The organism is Mycobacterium sp. D16Q13, from assembly GCF_002013375.1.
In the GTDB taxonomy this organism is placed as follows: domain Bacteria; phylum Actinomycetota; class Actinomycetes; order Mycobacteriales; family Mycobacteriaceae; genus Mycobacterium.
Genome location: NZ_MAEW01000003.1, coordinates 113,287 through 136,293 on the forward strand (window position 1 = coordinate 113,287; position 23,007 = coordinate 136,293).

Consider the following 23,007-nt stretch of genomic DNA (forward strand, 5'->3'; position numbering starts at 1 on the left):
GGTGCTGTGCGTGCTACTCGACCGTGATGCCCATCGAGCGCGCGGTGCCGGCAATGATCTTGGCGGCGGCGTCGATGTCGTTGGCGTTGAGGTCTTCCTTCTTCGTCTCGGCGATCTCGCGCACCTGGTCCCAGGTCACCTTGGCGACCTTGGTCTTGTGCGGCTCACCGGAACCCTTGGGCACACCGGCGGCCTTCAACAGCAGCTTGGCGGCGGGCGGGGTCTTCAGAGCGAAGGTGAAGCTGCGGTCCTCGTAGACGCTGATCTCCACGGGGATGACGTTGCCGCGCTGCGACTCCGTCGCGGCGTTGTACGCCTTGCAGAACTCCATGATGTTGACGCCATGCTGACCGAGCGCGGGACCGACCGGAGGCGCGGGGTTGGCTTCGCCGGCCTTGATCTGCAGCTTGATCAGCCCGACGACCTTTTTCTTCGGGGCCATTGGGTGTTTCCTTACTTTCCTTCCGTGTTCCGGCCGTTATTCGACCGGAGGTTCCGCGGACCGTGACGCGGTCCGAAGTCTTGTTAGAGCTTCTCCACCTGGGTGAAGTTGAGCTCGACAGGGGTTTCGCGGCCGAAGATGGACACCAGCACCTTGAGGCGCTGCTGTTCGGCGTTGACCTCGCTGATACTGGCCGGCAACGTCGCGAACGGACCATCGGTGACGGTGACCGACTCACCGACCTCGAAGTCGACCTCGATGAGCGGACGCTCCAGACCACCGGTCTCGGCCGCCGCGGCTGCGGTCTCGGCCGCAGAACCCTTGGCGGGCTTCTTGGCCGGAGTCTGCGGCAGCAGGAACTTCACCACGTCGTCGAGGGACAGCGGCGACGGACGCGAGGTCGCGCCGACAAATCCGGTGACACCGGGGGTGTTGCGGACAGCACCCCACGACTCGTCGTTCAGTTCCATCCGGACCAGAATGTAACCGGGCAGCACCTTGCGGTTGACCTGCTTGCGCTGGCCGTTCTTGATCTCGGTCACCTCTTCGGTGGGCACCTCGATCTGGAAGATGTAGTCGCCGACATCCAGGTTCTGGACACGGGTCTGCAGGTTCGCCTTGACCTTGTTCTCGTATCCGGCGTACGAGTGAACGACGTACCACTCGCCCGGCTCACGACGCAGCTGAGCCTTCAACGTGACGGCCGGGTCGGCATCCTCGTCGGTCTCAGCCTCAGCGGCCGGCACATCCGCGGTCGGCTCCTGAGCCGTCTCCTCGGTCTCGGTGCTCTCATCCACCACGTCAACCGATACAGCGGTATCCGCGGTGTCTTCTGGCTCGCTCGTAGCGTCGCCGTCGAAGGTCGTCACCGTTCGTCCTCTCTCGTCTCTCTACTACCCGAACACCAGCATGACCAGCCGGGCCAGGCCCAGGTCGATCACGCCGATCAGGGTCACCATGAACACCAGGAAGACCAGCACCACCGAGGTGTAACTGACCATCTGCTTGCGGTTCGGCCAGATGACCTTGCGCAGCTCGGCAACCACCTGCTTGAGGAACACCCAAAGCTGGACGAGCGGATTGCGCGACGGCCCCGTCTTGTCCTTCTTGGCGGCCGGCTTCTTAGCCTTCTTCTTCACCTCACCGGTCTCGGAGGCACCTGAATCGGTGAGCTCCGTAGCCGCGATCGAGGCGTCAGCACGGCGGGTCCGCTTACCCGTCGGACGAAGCGGCTTGGTCGAGGTGACGGCCCGGTCGCTGTCGACTCCGGACTCGTCTAGCTCGTCGCTCATGCCCTTCCGTACCTCTCTTACCTTTCGGCGAGTGATCTCGTCGTTCCCTAGTGCGTACCCCAGGATGTTGCAGGGGTGACAGGACTTGAACCTGCAACCTGCGGTTTTGGAGACCGCTGCTCTGCCAGTTGAGCTACACCCCTATGGCTGGCATGCCAACCCGGTTGGCCGGGGCCTCACACAACACACGCGCCTCCCGAGTACCCGACAGGCGCGTTGTGGTGGGAAAACCCCGAATCTCGAGTGTACCCCGACGCTATCCCCAGACTGAAATTGCCCGCCGATCAGCACAGACTGGCAACCATGATTTTCAGATGAGCTTGATGTCGGCCATCCGCTCCGAGTCGCGACCCATCAGGGTCGTGAACGCCTCCATGACCAGCTCGTCGTTCTGGTTACGGACGACATTGCGCGTGGTCACGATGTCCACGCCGAAAGCTTCCTTGTGAGAGTCCACCTGGAAGTCGCAGGACAGCTCGTCGCCTTCGGTGATGGGCTTGTGGTACACGAACCGCTGTTCGGAGTGCACAATCTGCATGGTTTCCATGCCGACGTCATAGGTGCGGAAAAACTCTTTCTGCACCAGCAGCGCCATGACCGCCGGGAAGGCTAGAGGCGCGATGAGACCGCCATGTCCGAGTTCGGCCGCCGCCTTGGGGTCGTGGCTGGCCGGGTCCACGGCTTTGACCGACTTCGCGAACTCGCGAATCTTCTCCCGGCCCACCACATAGGTCTGGGAGTACTTGTGCGTCATTCCGACGACGTCGAGTTGGAGCGCCACGACTACGCCAGCGTCGCAGTCGCGATAGCGCGGCCGAAGATCTTCTTGCCGTTGGTGGTGGCGGTCAGCGCGATGGTCACCGACTTGGTGTCCTGATCGACTGACTTCACGCGACCGTTGAAGACGATCTCCGCACCGACACCGTCATTGGGGACGGTGACGAAACTGGTGAAGCGCACGTTGTACTCGGTAACCGCTGCCGGGTCGCCGATCCACTCGGTGACGTAGCCGCCGCCGAGGCCCATGGTCAGCATGCCGTGGGCAATGGCGCCGTCCTCGAGCCCCACCAGCTTGGCGGTCTCGTCGTCCCAGTGGATCGGGTTAAGGTCGCCGGAGACTCCGGCGTAGTTCACAAGATCCTGCCGTGTCAGCGGAATCATCTTCTCCGGCAGCTGGTCTCCCACGTTGACCGAACTGAACTCACGCAGTGCCATCAGTTGAACCCGCCTTCTTCTCCGTCTTCTGCAGTGCGCCCGGCAAGAGTCGTGATCAGCTCCTGCACCAGCTCACCCTTGTCATTGGTGATGAGGCTCTTGGTGACGATGATGTCGGCACCGAACGAGCGTCGGATTGAGTCGAGGTACACATCGCAATACAGCTTGTCGCCGGCCGTGATCGGGCGCAGGAGTTTGAGTTCCTGGTCAACCTGGACGATCTTCTCGTCCTTGATCCCGATATTCGCGTTCTCGAAGAAAGCTGCCTGAGCGGTGTATCCGAAGATGCAGAGGAAGGTCGGGGTAGCGACCAGCGAGTCGTAGCCGAGGGAAGCAGCACCAGCCTCTTCGTGATGGGCGGGGTGATCGCTCTTCACGGCTTCGGCGTGCTCGCGAATCTTCTCCCGCTCAACCACATAGTGGTCGGGGTATCGGTAGTGCGTTCCGACGAGATCTTGCGATAAAGCCACGGGGCGGAACCTACCTACTGATGTTGACCGATACCAAGTAAGGCTTGCCTATTCGTGTCGCATTCGGATGACACGGGAAGGCCAAAGAGAAGCGCGATCAGCGCGACTCTTTGTGGGGCTGGTGCGATCCGCAGTTCGGGCAGAACTTCTTCAGTTCCAGCCGGTCAGGGTCGTTGCGCCGGTTCTTCTTGGTGATGTAGTTACGGTGCTTGCACGTCTCACAAGCCAAGGTGACCTTGGGCCGGACGTCTGTGCTGGAGGCCACTGCAGTTGCCCTCTTTCATTCGTTGTCTCTATGTTCGGGTGGTAGCGGTGGGGAGGCTCGATCTCCCGACCTCACGATTATGAGTCGTGCGCTCTAACCAGCTGAGCTACACCGCCCCGCAGACAGAGCCGGCGTTTCCGCCTGCCGTCTACCGAGCCCCCTAACGGAATCGAACCGTTGACCTTTTCCTTACCATGGAAACGCTCTACCGACTGAGCTAAGGGGGCATAAAGCCCTCACGAGGGTACCCGGTGACGTCGGCGGATCCAAAACCGCTCTACCGGGAGGCAGACCCCTCAGCTTTTGGTCACGCATCACCCGTGTGAGAGACACCAATGTGGGTATCCAGGGGCCATGAGTGAACCAGGCCTGATCTTCGCAGGTGGTGGCCCGGCAGGCGTCACGGCAGCGAGCGCGCAATCGATCTCATCCGCAACACAGCGATAGATCGCATCGATGTGGGCGAACGTGCCGTGTACGCAGACCACCAGCACTATGACTTCCGGACCCTCATCCTTGCCTGGGGCGCAGCACCCACCCCATTGGCCGTACCGGTGGGCACTGCGCGCTGCCATTGCGCTCATTGACCGACGCCACAGCGCTCCGGGATGCAGCAGACACTGCCGTCGTTGTCGGCTCCGGGGCTTAATGGTTACGAAGCTTGCCAATCAGTTCACTCTTCGCCAGCCGCGAGTATCCCGACATACCAAGCTCCTTGGCGCGCTTGCGGAGCTCGACCACCGTCCAGTCATCGTAGGAACCAGATTTGCCGCCCTTACGCCCTACCGCGGAGCTCCCACGGGCAGCGATCGCATTGGATATCCGGGCTGACTTCTCTCGGGAATCGCCCTGCCTCCGCAGTTCTTTGTACATTTTCTCGTTCTTGATCGACGAGTTCGGCACAACATTCACCTCCGTAGTAGAACCATGTCCGGTGGGCGATTCCCACTCACCTAACGTCCTAAACGTCTGCCCCAGCTGTCGGCGCCATTCCGGTTTCCGCAGTCAGACAAAGACTCACGCCTGTTCCATCCAGGACGGCAAGCCAGCGGCCCGCCCCCTCGCCGGGAACGGGCCGCTGTCGATAGGTAGCTACCGCTGGGCTTTTTCGCGCGCCTCATTGACGTCGGCGGCCTTGCGCGCGGCTTCGGCCTCCGCTTCCTTCTTCGCGGCTTCACGCTGAGCATCGGCCTTGTCCTGCTGAGCCTGGCCTTCGCGCTTGAGGTCGTCGCGGCCCGTTACCGCGCCGGCGACTTCCTTGAACTTGCCCTTTGCGCCCTCAACGACGCCCTCGATACCTTCTTCGGGACCACTCTTGTCAGACATACATTTCCTTTCCTCTGCCGACCACGTATGCACGCGGCAGACGGTGTTCACCGCCCTTACTTGCGGGCTTCCCGTATCCAGTGCCCTTAAACCGCAAGGGAAGTAACCTCCAACACATGCGGCGGTGACCCGCGATCCGGACCGCGCCCGTCACTTGACAGGAGCCCTCTTCTTGGCCTGAGCCGCCGCCTTCTTCTCGGTGCTCGCATCTCCACCGGCCAGCTGACCACCGGAATTCTCCAGGTGCGCACGAACGAACCACTGAAATTTCTCGAGTTCGCCGGCGTGGCCGATCAGCAAGTCCTGTGATACGAGATCTAGATCGTCGAGCGTCTTGATCGCCTTACGGGTGTCCTCGACCACGCCGTCGTACACCAAGTTCAGCGCCGCCAAATGAGCCTGCACCGTGTCACGGCTCACCGAATAGTCATCCCACGTACGGTCTTTCAGGATGGCGCCGGGGGTTCCTTGCGGCGATCGACCCAATGCGGCGATACGCTCGGCGACCTCGTCGGCGTAGCCGCGTACCAGCTCAACCTGTGGATCCAGCATCTCATGCACCCCGATGAAGTTGGGGCCCACGACATTCCAGTGCACATGTTTCAGAGTGAGGTGCAGGTCGTTATAGGTGCTGAGCTGTGTTTGCAGCAGATCGGCGATCTTCCTGCCCTGTGCATCAGAAAGCCCAGGGATGGTGAACGTGGTCATAATCAGCTCCTTCGCTATGTGGCGTCAGAACAGGACTACCCACCGGATGCCGGAACCAAACAGGTCTAGTTCCTAGCTTTCTTGTCGATCGCCGTGATCCGCCCCTGGAACCCCGGTGGCTGCGGCGACCGACGGCAAGAGGCCGACGACGAACACGTCGATGGCGACATCGTCGTCACGATAACGCGCGGCCCGGTGCAATCGGGCCGTCGCACCGATCAGCCGGTTCGCCTCGTCGCCCGTCAACGGATAATCGGCCACCGCATGACGCCAATGCGCGGCCAGGACCGTCGTTCCTTCCCGCATCCGCGCAAGCTCCCGGTCCAACACGTCGCGCAACAGGACGGCGTCGAGATAGTAGGCCACCTCCGACAGCACCACTAGATCGAAATCTTCTGCAGGCCAATCTGAATCCAGCGACCGCCGATGAAAACTCACCCGGGCCGAGTGGCCACACCGAGCGATGCGCGCACGAGCGGAATCGAGCGCCGAGTCCACAAGATCGATGGCGGTGACCTGTTCGCAGCGCGCCGCCAACTGCTCGGTGAGTATCCCCACGGAGCAGCCGGGCTCGAAGACATGGCGATAGCGCAGCTTGGGCAGCATCGCCATCGTGATGGCGTACTTTCTCTGTTCATACCAACGCTGCGCGAGTTGCCACGGATCGTCGGATATCGCGTACATCTCGTCGAAGAAGTCATCCGGTACACGCCCCATCAGCGGAACACCACCTCGCCAAGGACCAGGAGCCGATTCACGACGTGCGGCGGCAGTATCGCCTCCTCATCCGGTTTCCGAGGGCAAAGCTGTGTCCGGAACGCATTGGTGGCCTGCTGTTTCAGGCCGAACGAGGTGTGGTCACGGGGTACCGTGCACAACTGATGCCAGGGCACCTCGTTGTCGTCCGGCACGGCCCAATGCCACATCCACACCGGGTACTCCAGCAGCACCGCACCGGTGCGGCTTGCCGCTGCGGCGGCGGCGCGGCCGACGGCCTCGTGGTCCGGGTGGCCGTCGCCACGCCAGGTCGCCGCGCACCAAACCCCGGGCCGTGCGGCAACGAGAATCTCGACGAGACGGCCACTCATTTCCTCTTCACACTCAGCGAGCGCACCGTCGGCCAGACCGAGCCTTACAGGCGGATCGAGTCCGAGAATGTCGGTAGCGCACAGTAATTCAGCACGACGATCTCGCTCCAGCCAGCGACGCTCCCTCGACGACAAGCCCGGGTATGCGCCGCCGCCATCGCTCACCGAAACGACGACGACATCGACTCCCCGTGCGCGCAGCAGCGACGCGGCAGAACCGAACCCCAACGTCTCGTCGTCGGGATGCGGCGCGACCAGGACCAGGGCCGGGCACTCGTCAAGATCTAGGCGCGGAAATTCCCGCGGCCACGCCAGCCACTCCTCAAGAGACGTACCCCCGGCTGATATCGGCCGTTCGGCGAGCCGCCCGCAGTTTCCGGCATTGGCGGCACTCATTCGGCGGCGACTCTCCCCAAGGCCGCGAGATCGCGTTCGGCATGGCTCTGCCGCACGTACATGGTGAGATCGGCAACGTGCTGGGCATGCCTGGCGTCGAGTGCCAGTGGCGCGGGCCCCAACGCCCGGCCAGTGCGCACGATCGCCTCATCCACGGCGTGCTCGACCACAGCTCTGACACGGCGGGCCAGCAACTCCGTGTGGTCACTACGAGGTTCGGCGTCTACATAGATGGCGGCCGTCATGAGAATGGACTCCGCCGCAGCAAGCGCCGCATCCACCGCACCGAGGTGAGCTTGAGCGTGAGGGTCACCGGAAGAGCCTCGATGATTCTCGGCGACGGCCCGGTAGAGGGGTTCGGCCGCACCGCGAGCCCCGCCGAGCCAGCAGGCCGCCACGCCCATGGCGCCATGCCAGAAGCCCGGGCGGTCCAGGTACTGCCCGGGCCTCCCGACGGGCACGCCGATCGCACCACTCAATTGCACCGAACGCGTGTCGCTTTCCCGCATGCCGGCGTTCTGCCAAATCTGCGGCAGCGCGGTCGCCTCCGGCTGGCTCATATCAACGGCATAGAGCCCCCGCGTGTTGTCCTTTCCCCGGGCGGTGATGAGCGCATGGGTGCACGAACCGGCACCCGAACACCAGGCCCTGGTCCCCTCCAACAAGGTGACACCGTCCCGTTGTACGGCGGTAACCATCGTGTTGGGCGCCTCCGCCGCCCACACGCCCCACAGCTGTGCCGGCCCGGGAGCCGGCCCACCGAGTTCGCACAGAATGGCCACCGCATCGCAGTGTGCTTCGGCAAGCCGTCCCGCGGTCACATCGTGCCGAGTCAACGCGGCAAGCTTCCACCACCGCGCCGCGGTATGTCCTGCTCCCGGCATCGGGAGCGCCAGCTCACCGGCGTGCAGCCACCGGCGCACGAGATCGGCCGTCATCCCACACCCTCGCGGCGTGCGAAGGACCTCAGATACGCCGCGAATCCGTCGGGGGCTCTGCCGACGCGACGGGCCGACGTCTCGACCGATAGCCCTTCATCGCGGTGGATCCGGTAGCTCCGCTGTTCGAACCGCTGGGCTAGATCGACATCCTCTCCGCTGCCGATCGCAGCGAATCCGCCTTCTTTCCAGTACTTGTCAGCACGAAATCCCATGTTCGCGCCATGCACGTGGCCATGACCGTCAGCCTTGCGCTTCGCGCGGTACCTACTGAGGTAGCGGCGTACAGCACCTGCCGGGGCCTGCTGCCAATTCTCTACGCGAACCACGCCGAGCACCATGTCCGCTCCCGAATCCGTCTGGCGTACCAGCCAATCGGCGTCAACCCGGCTGTCTGCGTCCGTGGTGGCGTACCACACACGATGCTGCGCAGAGGCCGCCACCCCGCACACCGTCCGCGAATACGCGAAGCCAGCCGCTCTGGCCGCCCCGACATTGCGGGCGTCTACCTCAACGAAGTGCACATCGGAGCCGTATTTACCTGCCAGAAGAATGCTTTCGTCATCGCAGTCATCCAGCACGACGACGGTCAGGGTCGGCGCCGGGAAACACGCAGCTGCAGTCACCACCGCGTTGAGGCATCTCGGCAGATTGGTGGCTTCATTGTGCGCAGGCACCACCACGACCGCTCGCTCGTATGCGAAGGCACGGTGTGGCTCGTCACCGAGATCCCGGCAACCCAGCGGAACGCCTACCGACATGGCAGGCCTTGAAATGAAAAGACGGACATCACTTCTCCTCGCAAGCTGAATCGGCCAGCGCATCCTGGGCCCCACCGTTCCGGACGTTTCATCGCCGGTGTACCCGTTATGGCGCGATTCATGCATGGCGGCGCCGCCAGCGTGCCGACACGACGAAATCCACGGTCAGTGCATAAACGACCGCAAACCGGATATCCAACTTCGATGTTCTGCATCCAACGAAAGGACCGCAACGAGGTCGACTGTGCTCAAGGAGCGGACGATCGCGATACTGGCCGCCGACGGAGTCGAGCGTGTCGAGCTCGAAGAACCGGCTCTACCGGGGGTGACACGGCACCGGAGCGTATAGCGCCTGCCGGCACAATTCCTCGGCCTCGGCGGTCGATCGATCCAGCGGCAGACGCGTATCGATGACATGCGCCTCGCCCCACCCATTGTCCAATCCGGCGAATTCGGCACCCAACGCGGCCGCGATATCGCCGGCGGCATCCGACATCCCGTCATAGCGAGTGGCGACCCGATGTTGTGCGGTGACCAGTGGCGCCATGCACAGAAACTCCACCATCGGCGCGCCCGCCTCATAGGCCAGCTGATGCGCACGCAGCCGGTGCCGAGGGTTTCGCCATGTGCCGTCCAGGATGACGGTGTGGCCGCCTGCCAAGCACAGCCGCGCTCTCCGGAGTACGGCGTCGTACACGGCACCAACGTTCTCCGGCGAATACAGCCCAGCATCGAGCACCCCCTTCCCCCCGGATATCACACCCAATCGATGCAGCTGATGACGCACTTCATCCGTTGAAAGTATTTGAGCACCAATGTCTTCCGATATCCGGCGGGCCAACGTGCTCTTACCGGTGCCCGGTCCGCCGCCGACCAGCACCAGTCTCACTGTCGCGGCCCCCAGGTGGTTCAGGGCCATCGCGAGATGCTTGGTGGCCCGGGCCGAGGCCGAGCGCTGCCCCTGAGTGAACCGTATGCAGTCCACCTTGGCCCGAACCAGCGCCCGATAGGCGACGTAGAAGTGCCGCAGCGGTTCCGGCGCGGGATCCGCAGACAGCTCCACGTACCGATTCATGAAGTAGTCGCCGAGATCTCGCCGCCCCAGGAACTCCAGATCCATGGCCAGGAACGCCGCGTCGTCGAGGCCGTCCACGTGCCGCAGGCGATCATCGAATTCCAGGCAGTCCAGCAGCACCGGCCCGTTGGGCAGGCAGAAGATGTCGCTGGCCAGCAGATCTCCGTGCCCGTCGATGAGCCTCTTATCCGCCACACGCTGGGCGAACAGCACCGCCCGACCCGAAATGAACTGCGTCGCGAGTGTCCGGATCAGCCGCACGTCGTCCGCCGCGAGCACCGTCCCCGCGTACCGCTCCAGGGACGCCAGGGTGTCCTCCCACCGGTCGACAACGGCATCGAGCGCCCCGGCCTCGTCAATCGACGGGCTGCGATCGGCCCGTTTGTGGAACGCCGCCAGTACCTCTGCGATCGCGTCCAGATGCGCCTTGGTCACCCGGCCACTCTTGGCCATCGCCGACAGCCGCGCAGAATCCGGATAACGCCGCATCACCACGATCGGCTCACCTGGCCCACCGTCGGGATCGGCGAGATGCGAGACGCCGATGTAGCTGTCGTGCGAGATGCGGCTGTTGAGTGCGACTTCGCGGGCACAAGCCCTTTCACGAAGTTCCGGAGTGCTGAAGTCGAGGAAGTTGGTGGTGACGGGCTTCTTGAGCTTGTATGCCCGGCCTCCCACCAAAATGACGATTCCCGTGTGGGTTTCGCGGATCTCCGCACCGACGGAGGTGGGACTGACTGGCGATCGTGATGCGCGCATGAGTTCATCGTGGCCGCGTGCTCCACCCGGATATCCGGCCATGGGCCCTCGATCTGTGGGCCGGAAGTCACCAATTCTTCCCGCGATGGGCTCGCCGAGCCCGTCGCACTTCGGTACGTCAGGTACTTCGGGCCGAGCACCGGTGACCAAGTGCCCTGTCCACGCCGGAGTTCGTCACCAAGAGTCGATATCACCACCAGCCGAGCGGAGCCGATATGCCCAAGACCATGGTTCACATCGACGTCGTCCAGACCGCGATCCAACTTGCCTGCCGCGCGCCGTCTTTACACAACACTCAGCCGTGGCGCTGGGTTGTCGACTTGGGCTCTGGGGCTGGCGATCTGCACTTGCACCTGGACCGCTCGCGGTGCGTTCGCCGAACCGACGGCGCGGGCCGCGAGGCGATCATCAGCTGCGGCGCAGCGCTGGATCATTTCCGGGTCGCGATGGCCTCGGCCGGATGGACGGCCCGCGTGGAACGGATCCCCGACCCCGATAACCCCGATCATCTCGCGACCATCACCTTCTCGCCCAGAAACGTTGTGGTCGTGGGTGATCGGCGACGCGCGGACGCTATCTTGCAGCGGCGCACCGACCGCCTGCCCTTCGGGTTACCGCCCAACTGGTCACAGTTCGCGCGGATGCTCAACTCGGTGATCGCCGATAGGGCGGTGATTCTGGACGTTGTCGACGACGCGATGCGGCCGAGATTGGCCGACGCGTCGGCGCTCAGTGACGCCCTACGTATCTACGATTCGGCCTACCACACCGAGCTCGATTGGTGGACCGCGTCGTTCACGCTGCAGGAAGGTATCCCCCGCAGTGCGCTGGTGTCGGCCGGCGAGAGCGATCGCGTTGACATCGGCCGCACCTTTCCCGTCGTCTCGGAACGGGCCTCGCGATCTGGCCCACAGGAGGACCAGGCCAAGGTGCTGGCGCTGTCCACGGCCCGAGACACCCCCAAGCATCTGTTGCGCTGCGGCGAACTGCTGTCCGAGGTGCTGCTGGAAGCGACGCTGGCGGGGATGGCAACCTGCACCATCACCCACATGCTGGAGTTGACGGCGAGTCGCGAGGCAGTCGGCGCCGCCATCGGGCGCGCGCACCCACAGGCATTGATCCGGGTGGGCCTGGCTCCCACATTCGGCCGCGTTCCGCCCCCGACACCGCGCCGGTCGCTTGCCGACGTGCTCGAGATTCGCGGCTAGGGCACGGCCATGAGCGATATCCGCATTCCCGAACCCGCGGTGGTGGTCGGTATTGACGGCTCGCGGTCTGCCGTGCGGGCCGCGTTGTGGGCGGTCGATGAGGCGCTGCACCGTGAGGTGCCACTGCGCTTGGTCCACGTGGTGCCCGCGCCGCGGTTCCCCGAGTTCAACAACGAGCCAAGTCCCGCCGGGGCCGCCGTAGGGCATGCCTTCCGCGAGATTAGTGCGACACGAAAGCCGGTGAAGGTCCTGGTCGACATCCGGCATGGCCGGGTGGCAGACGTGCTCCTGGACTCCTCGCGCGGTGCCCTCATGCTCTGCGTGGGTGCGACAGGCATCAGCGGCTCCGACACCCGGAAGGTCGGGTCCACCGCTGCTGAAGTTCTCCGATCGGTGCACTGCCCGGTCGCGGTGATCCGTGACGGACAGCCACCCCCGGGTGCGACACCGGCGGTAGTCGTGGAGGTCGACGAGTCCCACGAGTCCGTAGCCTCGCTGGAGCTGGCCGCGCACGAGGCAAGGCTGCGCGGAGCGCCGATGCGAGTCCTGCTGCGCCACCGCGTGCAGAGCGCGGCCGGGCACCGGGTCGCCACCCTGGCGCGTGAGGACCGTCAGGTGTCGGCCGTCCTGCTGGAGCGACGCCTGGCACCGCTGCGAGCCCGGCATCCCGACCTGGACGTCCGCGCCCTCGATCCGGTGGGCGGCACGCTGGATTACCTGGAGCGTCACGGGCATTCCGTGCAGCTGGTCATCGTCGGGGCCGGCGACGCGGCGCATGTGCGGGAATTGGTCGGCCCCCATGGGTGCGGCGTTCTGGGCAGGACGCACTGTTCGGTACTTATTGCCGCGCGGCAACGGCTGCTATAGGCCACACCTCCGCGTGCGGCCCACTGCGCGCACCACGCCCCGTTTGGGGTACCTCGCTACTCGCGTCATCGAGACCGCGTCAGGTCAGGATTCTGTGTATCGCTTTGGCACAACGAAACCGAACTGCACGGCCCTTGCCGGGAGGAGTAGAAATGATTACGCGAACTGCCCCACACAGCGTCTCGCCGGACGTCAACCTGCTCATCCTGGTCGAGGCCGGTCCTGCTCACGACCTTCGTGAGCAGCCGGGTGGAATAAATTCAGCTACACCGATTTTCGAGGCTGTTCGAGTCGCCGGGCACACCGTCGCGCCCCTCCACGCCAACGCGGCGGGCGTACCACCCGAGCTTCGATCCATCTTCGTCGTCACCGCACCCGCCGGGCCCGAATTCGATCGGCTCGCCGAGCACCTGCGGGCACTCCCCGGTGTCGCGGCCACCTACCTGGAATCCCCCGAGGTTCGCCCGCAGCCCGTCGGCCCCCGCCCCATTCCGGTGTCGATCGGCAGTCAGCGCCGGGCAGCAATCCACCGTGTCACCCGTGGCGGCATCGGGGCTCTGCACACGCGCAGGCTAGCCGGTTAGTACCGACCACGAAGGGGGCTGTGCGGCGCCGCACAGCCCCCTTCCCTCTCGTGCCGCTATTGGATACCCGCGTTGGGCGGCGCGATATGCGTTCGCCCCTCCGGCTCCACGACCATGACCCCGGGAATATCCACCAGTTCAGCGGCATTCGCGATATCGCCGGACACCACGCCGATCTCGCGGTGTACCTGCATACCCGCCATGCCGGCGGCCCGCAACGCCGCCACCGTGCCGTCGAAATCACGCTCGTCGACCGTCACGGTGACCCGCTGTCCCGTCACTGTGGGGCCTGCACAAGCCCGGAGCCGACGTCGACGGCCGGAACGTTGAGCGGCACCGCGTGTTGCAACAGCACCGCCCACAACTGCCTGCCGGTGAGCCCGGTGGCCTCGCACCACAATGCCGCGATACCCGACACATGGGGTGTGGCCATGCTGGTGCCGCTGATCGTGTTGTAGCGCTTCGGCATCGGCCACGACGAGTAGACATCGACACCCGGTCCGGCAAGGTCGATACGGCCGGCGGCTTTCGTCTTGGTGCTCGAGCGCGCCGAGAACCAGCCCGGCCTCAACGACGAATCCACCGCGGCGATGGCCATGATCGAGCGGCTGTTCGCGGGCACTCCGACAAAGCCGTAGTTTCCGACCCGTCGGTTCGCGTTGTTTCCCGCCGCAGCGATGATCAGCGATCCGCGATCGAGTGCTCGCTGTCCCACCGTCTCGTAGGCAAGAGATGTCTTGTCGACATTGGCGCCCAATGACATCGAGATGACGGCGCAGTTGTTGGCCACTGCCCAGTTGATACCGGCAAGTATGCCGCCATCGGCGCCCGACCCGGCGTTGCTCAACACCTTGCCCACAAAGATCTCGGCCTCGGTGGCCGCCCCATAACGGCGGCTTCCGCGCGGGGAACGCGGCCCGCAGGAGGTTCCGATGCAGTGCGTGCCGTGTCCGTGTCCATCATCGGCGGTCTCTCCGTCGATAAACGATTGCATGGTCACGTGACGCTTCTTGAAGTCCGGATGTGCGGGGTCGAAACCGGTGTCCAACACCGCCACCCGAACGCCGCGGCCGGTCTTTGAACTCGTATCCGTCCTCGTCGCCTGCAGACCCCATGTCGACGCGTCGGTATCCGCAAAGGCAGCGGCGAGCTCAGCGGCGGCCGGTATCGCGGTGTCGGCCTGTAGGCGGGCGAAGAGGTCGGAGACACCGTGCTGGTATCCGCTGAGGTACTCGGGAGACGTGACCGTCAGCGCATGATGGATCAGCTCCGGTTCCACGGACAACACCACGTCGCCTGCCTCAGCGGCGGCCTGAAGTGCCACGGTCTGTTCGGCGTCGGAGTCGACGACCGCCAGCCCCAGCTCGTCGAACACTGTCGCGTCGGCGTCGACGACAGCGCTGATATCCATTGCCTGGTTCTGAAAATCACTGCTGTGGGCGATATTCGAAAACCCCGCGACGCCGGCAAGGGTGTTGGCATGGTTTCCGCGTGCCTTCGCCGGAGCGAGTACCACCACGTGCCTTCCGGTGTAAATCTGCGAGTCGGTGTTAGTCATTTCTAGGTCCGTCCTTTCGTGACGTACATGATGGGAAGCCGCAGACGCCCAACGGGATACAGACGCACTAGCTCGGCTACCAGCAATAGTCGGCAGCGCCGTGCGATTTCGAACGAGTGGTCCACTACCTGCATTGACAGCAGTGGGCGCGAGCCCGGTCCGATCCCAAAGTCGGCACGTCATCGCCGCCCACGAACGAAGTAGCCCGCTACTCGTGTGGGTGTCCGCCCGCCGGATCTACGGTTCGAGAAGACCTATAACCAAAAGGAGCGAATCATGACAACGCTTGAACGACAGGCAGTCCGGCAGCCGTCACACGCACCCACGACCAAGGTCGCGGCCAGCGGCACCGCCGGCGCGATCTCGGTTGTCCTGGTCTTCGTTCTCGGCAAGTTCAATGTCGAGATACCCGGAGACGTCGGATCGGCCATCACCGTCCTCTTCTCCGTGGCATCCGGCTACTTGGTGCATGAGCGCACCGTTCTTCAGCGACCGGCATCAGAAGGCACCGCGGAAGATTGACGCGCGGCCGATCGCGCGCGATATGTCTATTCCTGAGGGTTGGCCAGATCGCTCCACACAATCTTGGCAAGTTGATCACGGTCTGCGACATCGAGTTTGATGCACGCACGGTAGATGTGACCCTCGATGGTCCGCACCGACAGCGTGAGACGCTCAGCGATCTCGCGGTTGCACAGCCCCTCACCGATGAGCGCCGCGATTTCACGCTCACGTGCCGTGACCGGCAGTGGTCGGGCGGCGGCCCGAATCGCGGGTGTGGCCGCGCCACCGCATTGGCCTGCGATCCGCAGTGCACGCGCGGCAGACTCCGCGCACTTGCTTCTATCCCCATCGCGCCCGCGCAACGCCACCGCTTGTGCCGCGGCATCGGCCGCCGAGAGCAGCAGGCCGGCGTTCTCGAACTCGCCACTCACCGCGTCCAGTGCCGCGGCGTCCGATGTGCCGACCGCGACCGCGTGCCGGGCGTACAGCCCCACCAACGGGCCATGAACCCGCGGTACCAGTGATTCGAGGCGGCGCCCCACAGTCCGGTCACCGAACCGTGCCGCATGGTGCAAGGCCTCGGCCTCCACCGCATACTGACCGGCCGTGTGTGCGGCATCGGCCGCGCGCCGGGCGGCGTCTACCGCCGACCGATCCGCACCACGCGCTGCGGCGAGCCATGATTTCGCGATCAACAGCTGGGGGTCGTGCAACGCGACGAACTGCCCCGAGTGTTCCCCCGACTCGGTCAACACGCGCTCAGCATCGTCGACCTTCCCGAGTGCTGCGTAAGCGCGGGCGAGCAGAAGCCGCGCGGGCAACTGCCACGGCAGCGGCCTCTCGGCATTGAGCGCGGCCAGAGCCTGCTCGATCGACGATATCGCCGTCGGGAAGGCGCCGCGGTGCACAGCGACCAGCCCGGCCATGATGCGCGCAATCGCCCATGCGAGAAACTGTCCGGCAGAGGAGAATTCGGTGTACTCAGTAACACGGCGGTCGGCCAGCCGGAGCTGCCCGGTGTAGACGAGCGCCAGCACGTCGCAGTAGCGCACCATCACCGCGATCATGCCGTCGGTGGACCGTTTCTGAGCGCGGCACCTCGCCGCGATCGGCTCGAACTCGTCACCGCGTCCGGCGACGGGCAGCGCCAGCCCGATACCGAATGCCGCGAATTCCACGGCCTGCCGGGGCGCCTCCGGATCCGACAGCACCAGGGTCGCGGCGGCCAGCCCCTCGTCGAACTGATTCTCGTGCACAGCCAGCGCCGCCCCCGTCGCATCGACGACCAGTTTCAGGGCGGGATGCTGTACCCGTTCACGGAGCAGAGCCATCAGCTCGTGCGCACGCTGGACGTCGCCCATCGACCAGAACGCGATGGACACGAGTGGAAGGCCCCACAGGACCAGCGAGAGCTCGTCGAGCTGGTCCGGATCAAACTCGGCGAGCGCCTGCTCGGCTTCCTCGGGCCGGCCCTGCCACAGCAGAGCCCGGGAGAGCACCTCGGCCGCACGCAGTCCGCCGTCGCGTTCCACCGCGCACCGCGCCAGGTGCTCCCCGACCGGCAGGTTGGACAGGTACACGGCGTCTTTCGCGGCGGAGACCAAGAGGGCCGGGTCGGTGGCCTCGTCGCTGTCGACCGATAGCTGCGCCAGCCGGATGCGCTTGGCGGCCGAGCCGATATCGCGCTCCCGGAGCGCCCGCACGAGCTGGCCGCGCAGACGTCGGGCCGATGCGGTTCCCACTCTGCGCCGGACCACCTCGCCCAACATCGGATGGCTGAACCGCACATTGATCCGCCGGCCGTCGGCCTCGACACGGACAAAGCCGGTGATCTCCGCGCCATCCAGGGCGTCGCCGCCGGCGATCTCGCACAATGTGTCGAGATCAAGCGGTTCGCACAAGGACAGCAGTTTCAGCACGTTGAGCACGTCGCCATCCAGCTGTTCGAGGCGATCTCCGAGGAGTGCGGCCAACCCCGACGGAACCACCGTGTTACCGCGCAGCTGCCACACCCCGTGGACAGCGGTGAGGGATCCGGCCTCGACAGCCCCTTCCACCAGATGCCGAAGGAACAGCGGATTGCCACCGGATGACTCCCACATCACGTCCGCGCTGAGCCCTTCGAGCGCTCCGCCGAGCACCGACTCGACGAGGGCGACGCTCTGCTCCTTGGTGAACGCCTCGAGCTCGAACCGGCGCAAGTAGTCGTCTTTCCACAATGCGGTGACCGCGTCCGGAACGGGCTCGCCGCTACGCACGGTGGCCACCAACCGGCACGCGTGGCCGACGGCGATCTGATGCAGCAATGTCGCGGAGAGGTCGTCCAGCAGATGAGCGTCATCGATTCCGATAATCGGATGTGGCGTTGCGACAATGGATTCCCGCGCTGCCGCAATAAGGGCGGCCGGATCACGCGACCCGGTGGTCTGTATCCAATGGGCGAACACCCCCAGCGGAATGCTGCGCGACGACTCGGTGCACGCCACCCAGCGAACCTGGCATTCCAACGAGTCGGTAACCGTACGCGCGAGGGTCGTCTTGCCGACTCCGGCGGAGCCGACCAACACCACCCCACACGACACATCGTCCGCCAGCGTTGAGCGGACGGCCTCGAATTCAGTTGGGCGGTCGAGCAACTGCCAGCTCCCCGACATGGAAACTGAGTCTAGATCGCGATACCGATTTGCGTGGGCCAGTCCGCCGGACGACTTCTCCCGCGCGGCGGGTTTGGTGATCGTAGGTGTCATCGCAACCATCTCAGTCCGGCAGATCCTCGACCCCGGCCGGCTCCATCCGCGACACCCCGTTCTTCTCATGCCGAAAGTTGCTGGATGCCTCGTAGACTCGGAGTTTCAGCCGATTGATCGATCCCAGTGGGCGATGCGCCGCCAGGGCGCGCCAGGAGTTGAAGGACAGCACATCGTCGCCAAATACCTGCCGTTCGGCGCTGTATGAATCTTGCACGGGGAAGACGATTTTGGCGATTGCCCGGTGTGGTGAGTCCGCCTCAGGCCACGCGACGGTGGCGTCCTCGAGTGGCATGGTCTTGGCATCGGTGCACAACTGCGCCCTCAGTTCGTACTCAGCGCTGTTGTGCCGGAAGAACTCTGCGACCAAATGACGGAGCTCGTCGTCGGCGATAGGCTCCGGCAGGAGCACCCCCTCAAGGTCCCGCACCGACTGTGACAGGGGAACGTAGCTGAGCTTGGCCACGTACTCTCCGTACCGTAGCGGCGCCGAGGAGTAGAAGGTGTCGCCAAGGATATGCGTGTTGGGACGCACGAACACAGCCACCGATTCCGGTAGTGAGAGTCCCACGCGTGGAAGAAATTTCGCCACACCACCGAGAAGGTTGCTACCCAGCCTGAGCGCGGTGTCCGGCAGGCGCGCTAGCAACCATGCCGTCGGCATTCCCCGCCGAAGATATGCCTTGGCGCCCGCGAAGAGGAACTCGCGATGGGTGACCAGGACGAAATCCTGGGTGGTGGCCTCGTCATCCGGAAGAGTACGGGCACCCTCGACGCCCAGGACCTTGATACCCAGGCCCCGCACGCCCCGGATCCGGTCGCTGCGCAGTAGACCAGAGGTCGTAGACAACCTCGAGATGACCGGGTATCTACCAGGAGTCGCGAACATGCCCTGGCGTAGGTGCGGCGGTAGGTCCGGATAAACCGTCAGCTCGCCGCGCAAGATGCCGTGACTCTTTGCGTGTGCATCGCGGACGGCATGCCGGTACTTCCGGAAGGCCCGTTCGTTGTTGGTGTGCAACACCTTGATGATCTTGTCGATGACCTCCTCCTCGCCGGGCGGGGCCACACTCATGTCCTCGTGGTACCGAAGGTAGGTATGCGTCGCGTCGAGTGGTCGCTCCGTTGTGCCCATCGCGCTCCAGTCCTCCCGTATTAGTGGTCCGAGACTGTCGATATCCGTCGGACACGGTGACTTGGTCAGTGTCGTGAAAGCCGGCGGCGCGCGCACGAGTACACGACTACTCAATCCTGCGCCGCTGCCGGGGCCGATGCAGGTGAAATGACGAGGTATTCCCGCTGCGCTCGGAAATCCGAATTTCATGGGATCGAGTAGTTCAATACTCACGTTCCATGCCACCGGATTTGTCAGCATTATCGGTATGCCGAAAAAGGACAGACCCGCCAGTTCGGCCGCCGCTCTGGCGTCGTGGCTCGCGACACGAATCGATCGGTCGGTCGGATGGTCCAGGCTGCCGCCCGCGATCGGTATCGCAGTACTCATCGGGCTACGCAACGCATTACGGGCCGACAATCTGTTCGACACGGGACGGGCTCCGGGCGGTTGTTCGCCGCCTGAGAATGCCGGCTACCGCACCGCCCGGACATTGGATGGCACCTACAACAACCTCGACCACCCGCTCATGGGTTCGGTGGGAAGTCGATTCGGGCGCAACGCTCCACCGGCACAGACCTTCCCCGAACCTGCCGGGCAACTCCTGGACCCGAATCCCCGGCTGATCAGTCGCAGACTGCTGACCCGTGACCAGTTCATTCCGGCGACGACGCTCAACGTGCTGGCCGCGGCGTGGATCCAGTTCGAGGTGCACGACTGGTTCAGCCACAACACCGCCGAGTCCGAGCCCTGGGCCTTGCCGCTCGATGAGGACGATCCGTGGCCGCAGCGCCCCATGCAGATACGTCGCACCGCCCCCGATCCCTGCCCCGACGCATCAGGTCCCCCGACATTCGTCACCCAGGACACCCACTGGTGGGACGGATCGCAGGTCTATGGCGGCACCCGCGACATCGCTGATGCACTGCGCTCCGGGACCCGGGGCACGCTGCGGCTGGACCCGCTCGGTCTGCCGCCGGCCGATGTCGAAGAGCTCGCCAGCGCATCGGAGACAACCGCCAACTTCTGGGTTGGTCTGGCCATCCTGCATTCGCTGTTCATGCGGGAACACAATGCGATCTGCGCGCACCTGGCCGCCAGCCACCCCGACATGTCCGATCAAGAGCTGTACGACAAGGCTCGCCTGGTCAACACCGCACTCATGGCGAAGATCCACACGATCGACTGGACCCCCGCGATTATTGGGCACCCCACCACAGTGTTCGCGATGCACACAAACTGGTCCGGCATTCTTGGTGAGCGCTTGAGCAAGCTGTTTCGCCGTCGCCCCCATAACGCGCTGCTGCGCGGCATTCCCGGCTCACCGACGAGTCTGCATCACGTGCCTTATTCGCTAACCGAAGAGTTTGTCGCGGTGTACCGGATGCACCCGCTCATCCCCGATCATTTCGTGCTCCGGTCGGCATCCGACGACTCCGTGATCGCCGAGCAGGAACTGCCCGATCTGGCCGTCCAGCACGTCCGGACCCGGTTCAGTGAAACCTCGATAGAGAACATCTTCTATTCGTTCGGCCGTGCCAATCCGGGCGCACTGACCCTGCATAACTTCCCCCGTCATCTGCAGCGTCTGGAGCGACCGGACGGATCGATTCTGGACCTCGCGGCCATCGACGTGCTTCGGGTCCGTGAACGCGGCGTCCCCCGCTACAACCAGTTCCGTCGGATGTTGCGGCTGCTGCCGGTGTCTTCCTTCGCCGAACTCACCGATGACCCGGTGGTGGCTAGGGAACTCGCCGCGATCTATGGCGACGTGGAGCGGGTGGACCTGATGGTCGGTCTGTACGCAGAGCCCAAACCGAAGGGATTTGGGTTCAGCGACACTGCTTTCCGGATATTCGTGCTGATGGCGTCCCGACGGTTGGAGAGCGACAGGTTCTTCACATCCGACTTCCGGCCCGAGATCTACACCACGGAAGGCTTTGCGTGGGTCAGGGATAACTCGATGCGCTCGGTCCTGCTCCGGCACTTCCCATCCCTGGAGCCCGCGCTGACCGGTGTCGCCAATCCCTTTGCACCGTGGGCGCCCGCATGGGCCAGCGGGCCAGCCGAGTAGTCGAATACTCATGACCGGCAAGGGCCTTTGGGTCCACAATCGTCAGATGAGCCCCACTGGATTCATGCCAGCGGTGCGCGGTGACTAGCCCCGTGCCGCGTGGCCCCAAGCGGCCGTCGGTCATCAGTCCGATGGTGCTCGCCGATCCGCAGACGGCGCCTCCGGGCGAGGCCAAGGCATTGGTCACCGACAATGACGACCGCAGGATGGTGCTGATCGAGCTTCTCGTCGGCGCCGGCATCGACCCCGACGACGTACGCGACCAATTCCTGCACATGTTCCACCGGGTGCTGCGCGACGAGCCGCCCGCGCCGACACCCGTCGGCCGCCACTATGTGCGGTGCATGCTCACCCCCGACGAGATCCAGCGCCTGGTCCGTGGCGGCGCCAAGTCCTCGAGCGCCAAAAGCGCGCAACAAGCACTGCAGCTGATTCGGCGCGTGTGGCCCGATCTGGTGGTCGAGGCGCACCTGGATCGGTCGCTCACGACGATCAAGGCAGATGCGGCGATCCGTACCTATGGCTCCGGCGGCACCGGGGTCGTCTGGGCGGTGCTGGATTCGGGAATCGATGCCGAGCACCCGCATTTCGCCGCCAACGGCACCCTCACCGCAGACTCCGTGCGGCCCCTGCACAAGGACTTCACGCTTTCTCCGGAAGCGTCGAAGGGCCCACTCGTGGACGTGTACGGACATGGCACCCATGTGGCCGGCATCATCGCGGGCGAATCACCCACCGACCCGAAACTCATCCGGATCGCATCCACCCAACCAACCGCCGAGGGACTGCCCGAATGGGTTCCGCGAGTGCTGGCACAGGGGTCGCGTCTGTCCGGGGTGGCGCCGCACGCCAATCTGGTAAGCCTCAAAGTTCTCGATGACGACGGCAAGACGCTGTCGAGCGTGCTCATCGATGCCCTCAACTACGTACGTGAGATCAACAGCTACGGCAACGACCTACAGATCCACGGCGTGAATCTGTCTCTGGGATGCGGCTGGATGCCCAGGGATTACGCGGCAGGTCAAAGTCCGCTGTGCCGCGAACTCGATCTGCTCACCGGCACCGGGGTGGTGTGCGTCGTGAGCGCGGGAAACCTGGGTGCCGGCACCGCCGCAGCCGGTGTGGGTGCTGCCATTCTCGGAACGACGGCCGATGTCTACGGGCAGCTGTCCACCATCACCGACCCCGGCAATGCCGCCACCGCCATCACCGTCGGTTCGGTCCACCGGTATCGACCCCACACCAGCGGTGTCACCTTCGACTCCTCCAAGGGGCCGACTCTCGACGGTCGGCGCAAGCCCGACCTGGTGGCACCCGGCGAGCGGATAACCTCTGCGGCAACCGGTCTCATGTCCGAGGGCATTGATCTGTTGAAGGACGACGGTACCGAAGGAGCCGCCAACTACATCGAGGACAGCGGGACCTCGATGGCCGCCGCGCACGTCTCGGGTGCGATCGCTGCGTTCTTGTCCGCCCGCACGGAGTTCGTAGGTAAACCGCAGGAGGTCAAGGAGATCTTCCTGAAGTCGGCCGTTGACTTGGGACGCCACGAGTTCTTCCAGGGCGCCGGGCTGGTCGACCTGATGCGCGCACTATCCAACACGTAGCGAAAGGCG

Annotated in this window: 25 protein-coding genes and 3 tRNA genes; 6 read left to right on the forward strand and 22 right to left on the reverse strand. The window is 64.5% G+C overall.

Annotation, left to right across the window (positions count from 1 at the left end):
• Positions 1-13 precede the first annotated feature (13 nt).
• From rplK to B4400_RS03305, 18 genes are all read right to left on the reverse strand, one after another.
• Positions 14-442, reverse strand: a complete 429-nt coding sequence (gene rplK, locus B4400_RS03220) for a 50S ribosomal protein L11 (RefSeq protein ID WP_070909331.1) — start codon at positions 440-442, stop codon at positions 14-16.
• Between the two features lie 83 nt (positions 443-525).
• Positions 526-1,188: a transcription termination/antitermination protein NusG gene (gene nusG, locus B4400_RS03225; RefSeq protein ID WP_286141942.1), complete on the reverse strand. Its 663-nt coding sequence runs from the start codon at positions 1,186-1,188 to the stop codon at positions 526-528.
• A 147-nt stretch (positions 1,189-1,335) separates the two neighbouring features.
• Entirely contained in the window at positions 1,336-1,734 is a 399-nt protein-coding gene (gene secE / locus B4400_RS03230; RefSeq protein ID WP_078288555.1) for a preprotein translocase subunit SecE, read from the reverse strand.
• A 70-nt stretch (positions 1,735-1,804) separates the two neighbouring features.
• Positions 1,805-1,877, reverse strand: a tRNA-Trp gene (locus B4400_RS03235).
• 167 nt (positions 1,878-2,044) lie between these two features.
• Positions 2,045-2,515, reverse strand: a complete 471-nt coding sequence (locus B4400_RS03240) for an FAS1-like dehydratase domain-containing protein (protein ID WP_078288558.1) — start codon at positions 2,513-2,515, stop codon at positions 2,045-2,047.
• Between the two features lie 2 nt (positions 2,516-2,517).
• A complete protein-coding gene (gene hadB / locus B4400_RS03245) occupies positions 2,518-2,949 on the reverse strand; it encodes a (3R)-hydroxyacyl-ACP dehydratase subunit HadB (RefSeq protein ID WP_078288560.1) in 432 nt (143 codons plus the stop codon).
• Positions 2,949-3,419 carry a (3R)-hydroxyacyl-ACP dehydratase subunit HadA gene (hadA, locus tag B4400_RS03250; RefSeq protein WP_078308447.1) on the reverse strand — a complete coding sequence of 157 codons (471 nt, stop codon included), beginning with the start codon at positions 3,417-3,419 and terminating at the stop codon, positions 2,949-2,951. Before hadA ends, hadB begins: the two co-directional genes overlap by 1 nt.
• 97 nt (positions 3,420-3,516) lie before the next feature.
• The gene (gene rpmG / locus B4400_RS03255; RefSeq protein WP_030096611.1) at positions 3,517-3,684 is read right to left on the reverse strand and encodes a 50S ribosomal protein L33; all 168 of its coding nucleotides are present in this window, start codon (positions 3,682-3,684) and stop codon (positions 3,517-3,519) included.
• 39 nt (positions 3,685-3,723) lie between these two features.
• Positions 3,724-3,800, reverse strand: a tRNA-Met gene (locus B4400_RS03260).
• A gap of 38 nt (positions 3,801-3,838) precedes the next feature.
• A tRNA-Thr gene (locus B4400_RS03265) sits at positions 3,839-3,911 on the reverse strand.
• Between the two features lie 418 nt (positions 3,912-4,329).
• Complete coding sequence (locus tag B4400_RS03270; protein ID WP_078308444.1) at positions 4,330-4,587, reverse strand: DUF7218 family protein; 258 nt, start codon at positions 4,585-4,587, stop codon at positions 4,330-4,332.
• Positions 4,588-4,776: 189 nt separating this feature from the next.
• The gene (gene mbp1, locus B4400_RS03275) at positions 4,777-5,010 is read right to left on the reverse strand and encodes a microaggregate-binding protein 1 (RefSeq protein WP_078297777.1); all 234 of its coding nucleotides are present in this window, start codon (positions 5,008-5,010) and stop codon (positions 4,777-4,779) included.
• A gap of 150 nt (positions 5,011-5,160) precedes the next feature.
• Positions 5,161-5,718, reverse strand: a complete 558-nt coding sequence (locus tag B4400_RS03280) for a Dps family protein (RefSeq protein ID WP_078297778.1) — start codon at positions 5,716-5,718, stop codon at positions 5,161-5,163.
• A 72-nt stretch (positions 5,719-5,790) separates the two neighbouring features.
• On the reverse strand, positions 5,791-6,435 hold the full coding sequence (locus B4400_RS03285; protein ID WP_078308441.1) for an SAM-dependent methyltransferase: 645 nt from the start codon (positions 6,433-6,435) through the stop codon (positions 5,791-5,793).
• On the reverse strand, positions 6,435-7,202 hold the full coding sequence (locus B4400_RS03290) for a PIG-L deacetylase family protein (RefSeq protein ID WP_078308438.1): 768 nt from the start codon (positions 7,200-7,202) through the stop codon (positions 6,435-6,437). The genes B4400_RS03285 and B4400_RS03290 overlap by 1 nt, the downstream gene beginning before the upstream one ends.
• A complete protein-coding gene (locus B4400_RS03295; protein ID WP_078308435.1) occupies positions 7,199-8,140 on the reverse strand; it encodes an acyl-CoA dehydrogenase family protein in 942 nt (313 codons plus the stop codon). Before B4400_RS03295 ends, B4400_RS03290 begins: the two co-directional genes overlap by 4 nt.
• Positions 8,137-8,901 (reverse strand): glycosyltransferase family 2 protein, encoded by a 765-nt coding sequence (locus tag B4400_RS03300; RefSeq protein WP_078308432.1) that lies wholly within the window; start codon positions 8,899-8,901, stop codon positions 8,137-8,139. The genes B4400_RS03295 and B4400_RS03300 overlap by 4 nt, the downstream gene beginning before the upstream one ends.
• Positions 8,902-9,217: 316 nt before the next feature.
• A complete protein-coding gene (locus B4400_RS03305) occupies positions 9,218-10,777 on the reverse strand; it encodes a bifunctional aminoglycoside phosphotransferase/ATP-binding protein (RefSeq protein WP_078308429.1) in 1,560 nt (519 codons plus the stop codon).
• 173 nt (positions 10,778-10,950) lie between these two features.
• Between B4400_RS03305 and B4400_RS03310 the strand changes: the two genes are divergently transcribed.
• The 3 genes from B4400_RS03310 to B4400_RS03320 all read left to right on the forward strand — a co-directional run bounded on the left by B4400_RS03310 (position 10,951) and on the right by B4400_RS03320 (position 13,394).
• Positions 10,951-11,943, forward strand: a complete 993-nt coding sequence (locus B4400_RS03310; protein ID WP_078308426.1) for an Acg family FMN-binding oxidoreductase — start codon at positions 10,951-10,953, stop codon at positions 11,941-11,943.
• Between the two features lie 9 nt (positions 11,944-11,952).
• On the forward strand, positions 11,953-12,810 hold the full coding sequence (locus B4400_RS03315; protein ID WP_078308424.1) for a universal stress protein: 858 nt from the start codon (positions 11,953-11,955) through the stop codon (positions 12,808-12,810).
• 152 nt (positions 12,811-12,962) lie between these two features.
• Positions 12,963-13,394, forward strand: a complete 432-nt coding sequence (locus B4400_RS03320) for a hypothetical protein (protein ID WP_286141903.1) — start codon at positions 12,963-12,965, stop codon at positions 13,392-13,394.
• 56 nt (positions 13,395-13,450) lie between these two features.
• On the opposite strand, the gene B4400_RS03325 is transcribed toward B4400_RS03320, so the two are convergent.
• Both B4400_RS03325 and B4400_RS03330 read right to left on the reverse strand, forming a co-directional pair.
• Positions 13,451-13,675: a hypothetical protein gene (locus tag B4400_RS03325; RefSeq protein ID WP_078308421.1), complete on the reverse strand. Its 225-nt coding sequence runs from the start codon at positions 13,673-13,675 to the stop codon at positions 13,451-13,453.
• Positions 13,672-14,952 (reverse strand): S8 family serine peptidase, encoded by a 1,281-nt coding sequence (locus B4400_RS03330; protein ID WP_078308418.1) that lies wholly within the window; start codon positions 14,950-14,952, stop codon positions 13,672-13,674. The genes B4400_RS03325 and B4400_RS03330 overlap by 4 nt, the downstream gene beginning before the upstream one ends.
• Before the next feature lie 276 nt (positions 14,953-15,228).
• On the opposite strand from B4400_RS03330, the gene B4400_RS03335 reads away from it, so the two are divergent.
• On the forward strand, positions 15,229-15,474 hold the full coding sequence (locus tag B4400_RS03335) for a hypothetical protein (protein WP_139359959.1): 246 nt from the start codon (positions 15,229-15,231) through the stop codon (positions 15,472-15,474).
• Between the two features lie 26 nt (positions 15,475-15,500).
• Here B4400_RS03335 and B4400_RS03340 read toward each other — a convergent pair whose 3' ends face one another.
• Together B4400_RS03340 and B4400_RS03345 are read right to left on the reverse strand one after the other, a co-directional pair.
• Positions 15,501-18,110 (reverse strand): LuxR C-terminal-related transcriptional regulator, encoded by a 2,610-nt coding sequence (locus B4400_RS03340; RefSeq protein WP_078308549.1) that lies wholly within the window; start codon positions 18,108-18,110, stop codon positions 15,501-15,503.
• Positions 18,111-18,213: 103 nt separating this feature from the next.
• On the reverse strand, positions 18,214-19,338 hold the full coding sequence (locus B4400_RS03345; protein WP_078308412.1) for a catalase family protein: 1,125 nt from the start codon (positions 19,336-19,338) through the stop codon (positions 18,214-18,216).
• Positions 19,339-19,585: 247 nt separating this feature from the next.
• Between B4400_RS03345 and B4400_RS03350 the strand changes: the two genes are divergently transcribed.
• Positions 19,586-21,391 carry a peroxidase family protein gene (locus tag B4400_RS03350; protein ID WP_078308548.1) on the forward strand — a complete coding sequence of 602 codons (1,806 nt, stop codon included), beginning with the start codon at positions 19,586-19,588 and terminating at the stop codon, positions 21,389-21,391.
• A gap of 80 nt (positions 21,392-21,471) precedes the next feature.
• Complete coding sequence (locus B4400_RS03355; protein ID WP_078308409.1) at positions 21,472-22,998, forward strand: S8 family peptidase; 1,527 nt, start codon at positions 21,472-21,474, stop codon at positions 22,996-22,998.
• The last annotated feature ends 9 nt before the right edge of the window (positions 22,999-23,007 follow it).

Coding starts and splice junctions, on each gene's coding strand:
- B4400_RS03335 (WP_139359959.1), top strand. CDS start 15,229: ATGACAACGCTTGAACGACAGGCAGTCCGGCAGCCGTCACACGCACCC.
- B4400_RS03350 (WP_078308548.1), top strand. CDS start 19,586: ATGCCGAAAAAGGACAGACCCGCCAGTTCGGCCGCCGCTCTGGCGTCG.
- B4400_RS03295 (WP_078308435.1), bottom strand. CDS start 8,140: ATGACGGCCGATCTCGTGCGCCGGTGGCTGCACGCCGGTGAGCTGGCG.
- hadB (WP_078288560.1), bottom strand. CDS start 2,949: ATGGCACTGCGTGAGTTCAGTTCGGTCAACGTGGGAGACCAGCTGCCG.
- B4400_RS03290 (WP_078308438.1), bottom strand. CDS start 7,202: ATGAGTGCCGCCAATGCCGGAAACTGCGGGCGGCTCGCCGAACGGCCG.
- secE (WP_078288555.1), bottom strand. CDS start 1,734: ATGAGCGACGAGCTAGACGAGTCCGGAGTCGACAGCGACCGGGCCGTC.
- rplK (WP_070909331.1), bottom strand. CDS start 442: ATGGCCCCGAAGAAAAAGGTCGTCGGGCTGATCAAGCTGCAGATCAAG.
- B4400_RS03305 (WP_078308429.1), bottom strand. CDS start 10,777: ATGGCCGGATATCCGGGTGGAGCACGCGGCCACGATGAACTCATGCGC.
- B4400_RS03320 (WP_286141903.1), top strand. CDS start 12,963: ATGATTACGCGAACTGCCCCACACAGCGTCTCGCCGGACGTCAACCTG.
- B4400_RS03340 (WP_078308549.1), bottom strand. CDS start 18,110: ATGTCGGGGAGCTGGCAGTTGCTCGACCGCCCAACTGAATTCGAGGCC.
- B4400_RS03285 (WP_078308441.1), bottom strand. CDS start 6,435: ATGGGGCGTGTACCGGATGACTTCTTCGACGAGATGTACGCGATATCC.
- B4400_RS03280 (WP_078297778.1), bottom strand. CDS start 5,718: ATGACCACGTTCACCATCCCTGGGCTTTCTGATGCACAGGGCAGGAAG.
- mbp1 (WP_078297777.1), bottom strand. CDS start 5,010: ATGTCTGACAAGAGTGGTCCCGAAGAAGGTATCGAGGGCGTCGTTGAG.
- B4400_RS03310 (WP_078308426.1), top strand. CDS start 10,951: ATGCCCAAGACCATGGTTCACATCGACGTCGTCCAGACCGCGATCCAA.
- B4400_RS03345 (WP_078308412.1), bottom strand. CDS start 19,338: ATGGGCACAACGGAGCGACCACTCGACGCGACGCATACCTACCTTCGG.
- B4400_RS03300 (WP_078308432.1), bottom strand. CDS start 8,901: ATGTCGGTAGGCGTTCCGCTGGGTTGCCGGGATCTCGGTGACGAGCCA.
- B4400_RS03330 (WP_078308418.1), bottom strand. CDS start 14,952: ATGACTAACACCGACTCGCAGATTTACACCGGAAGGCACGTGGTGGTA.
- B4400_RS03315 (WP_078308424.1), top strand. CDS start 11,953: ATGAGCGATATCCGCATTCCCGAACCCGCGGTGGTGGTCGGTATTGAC.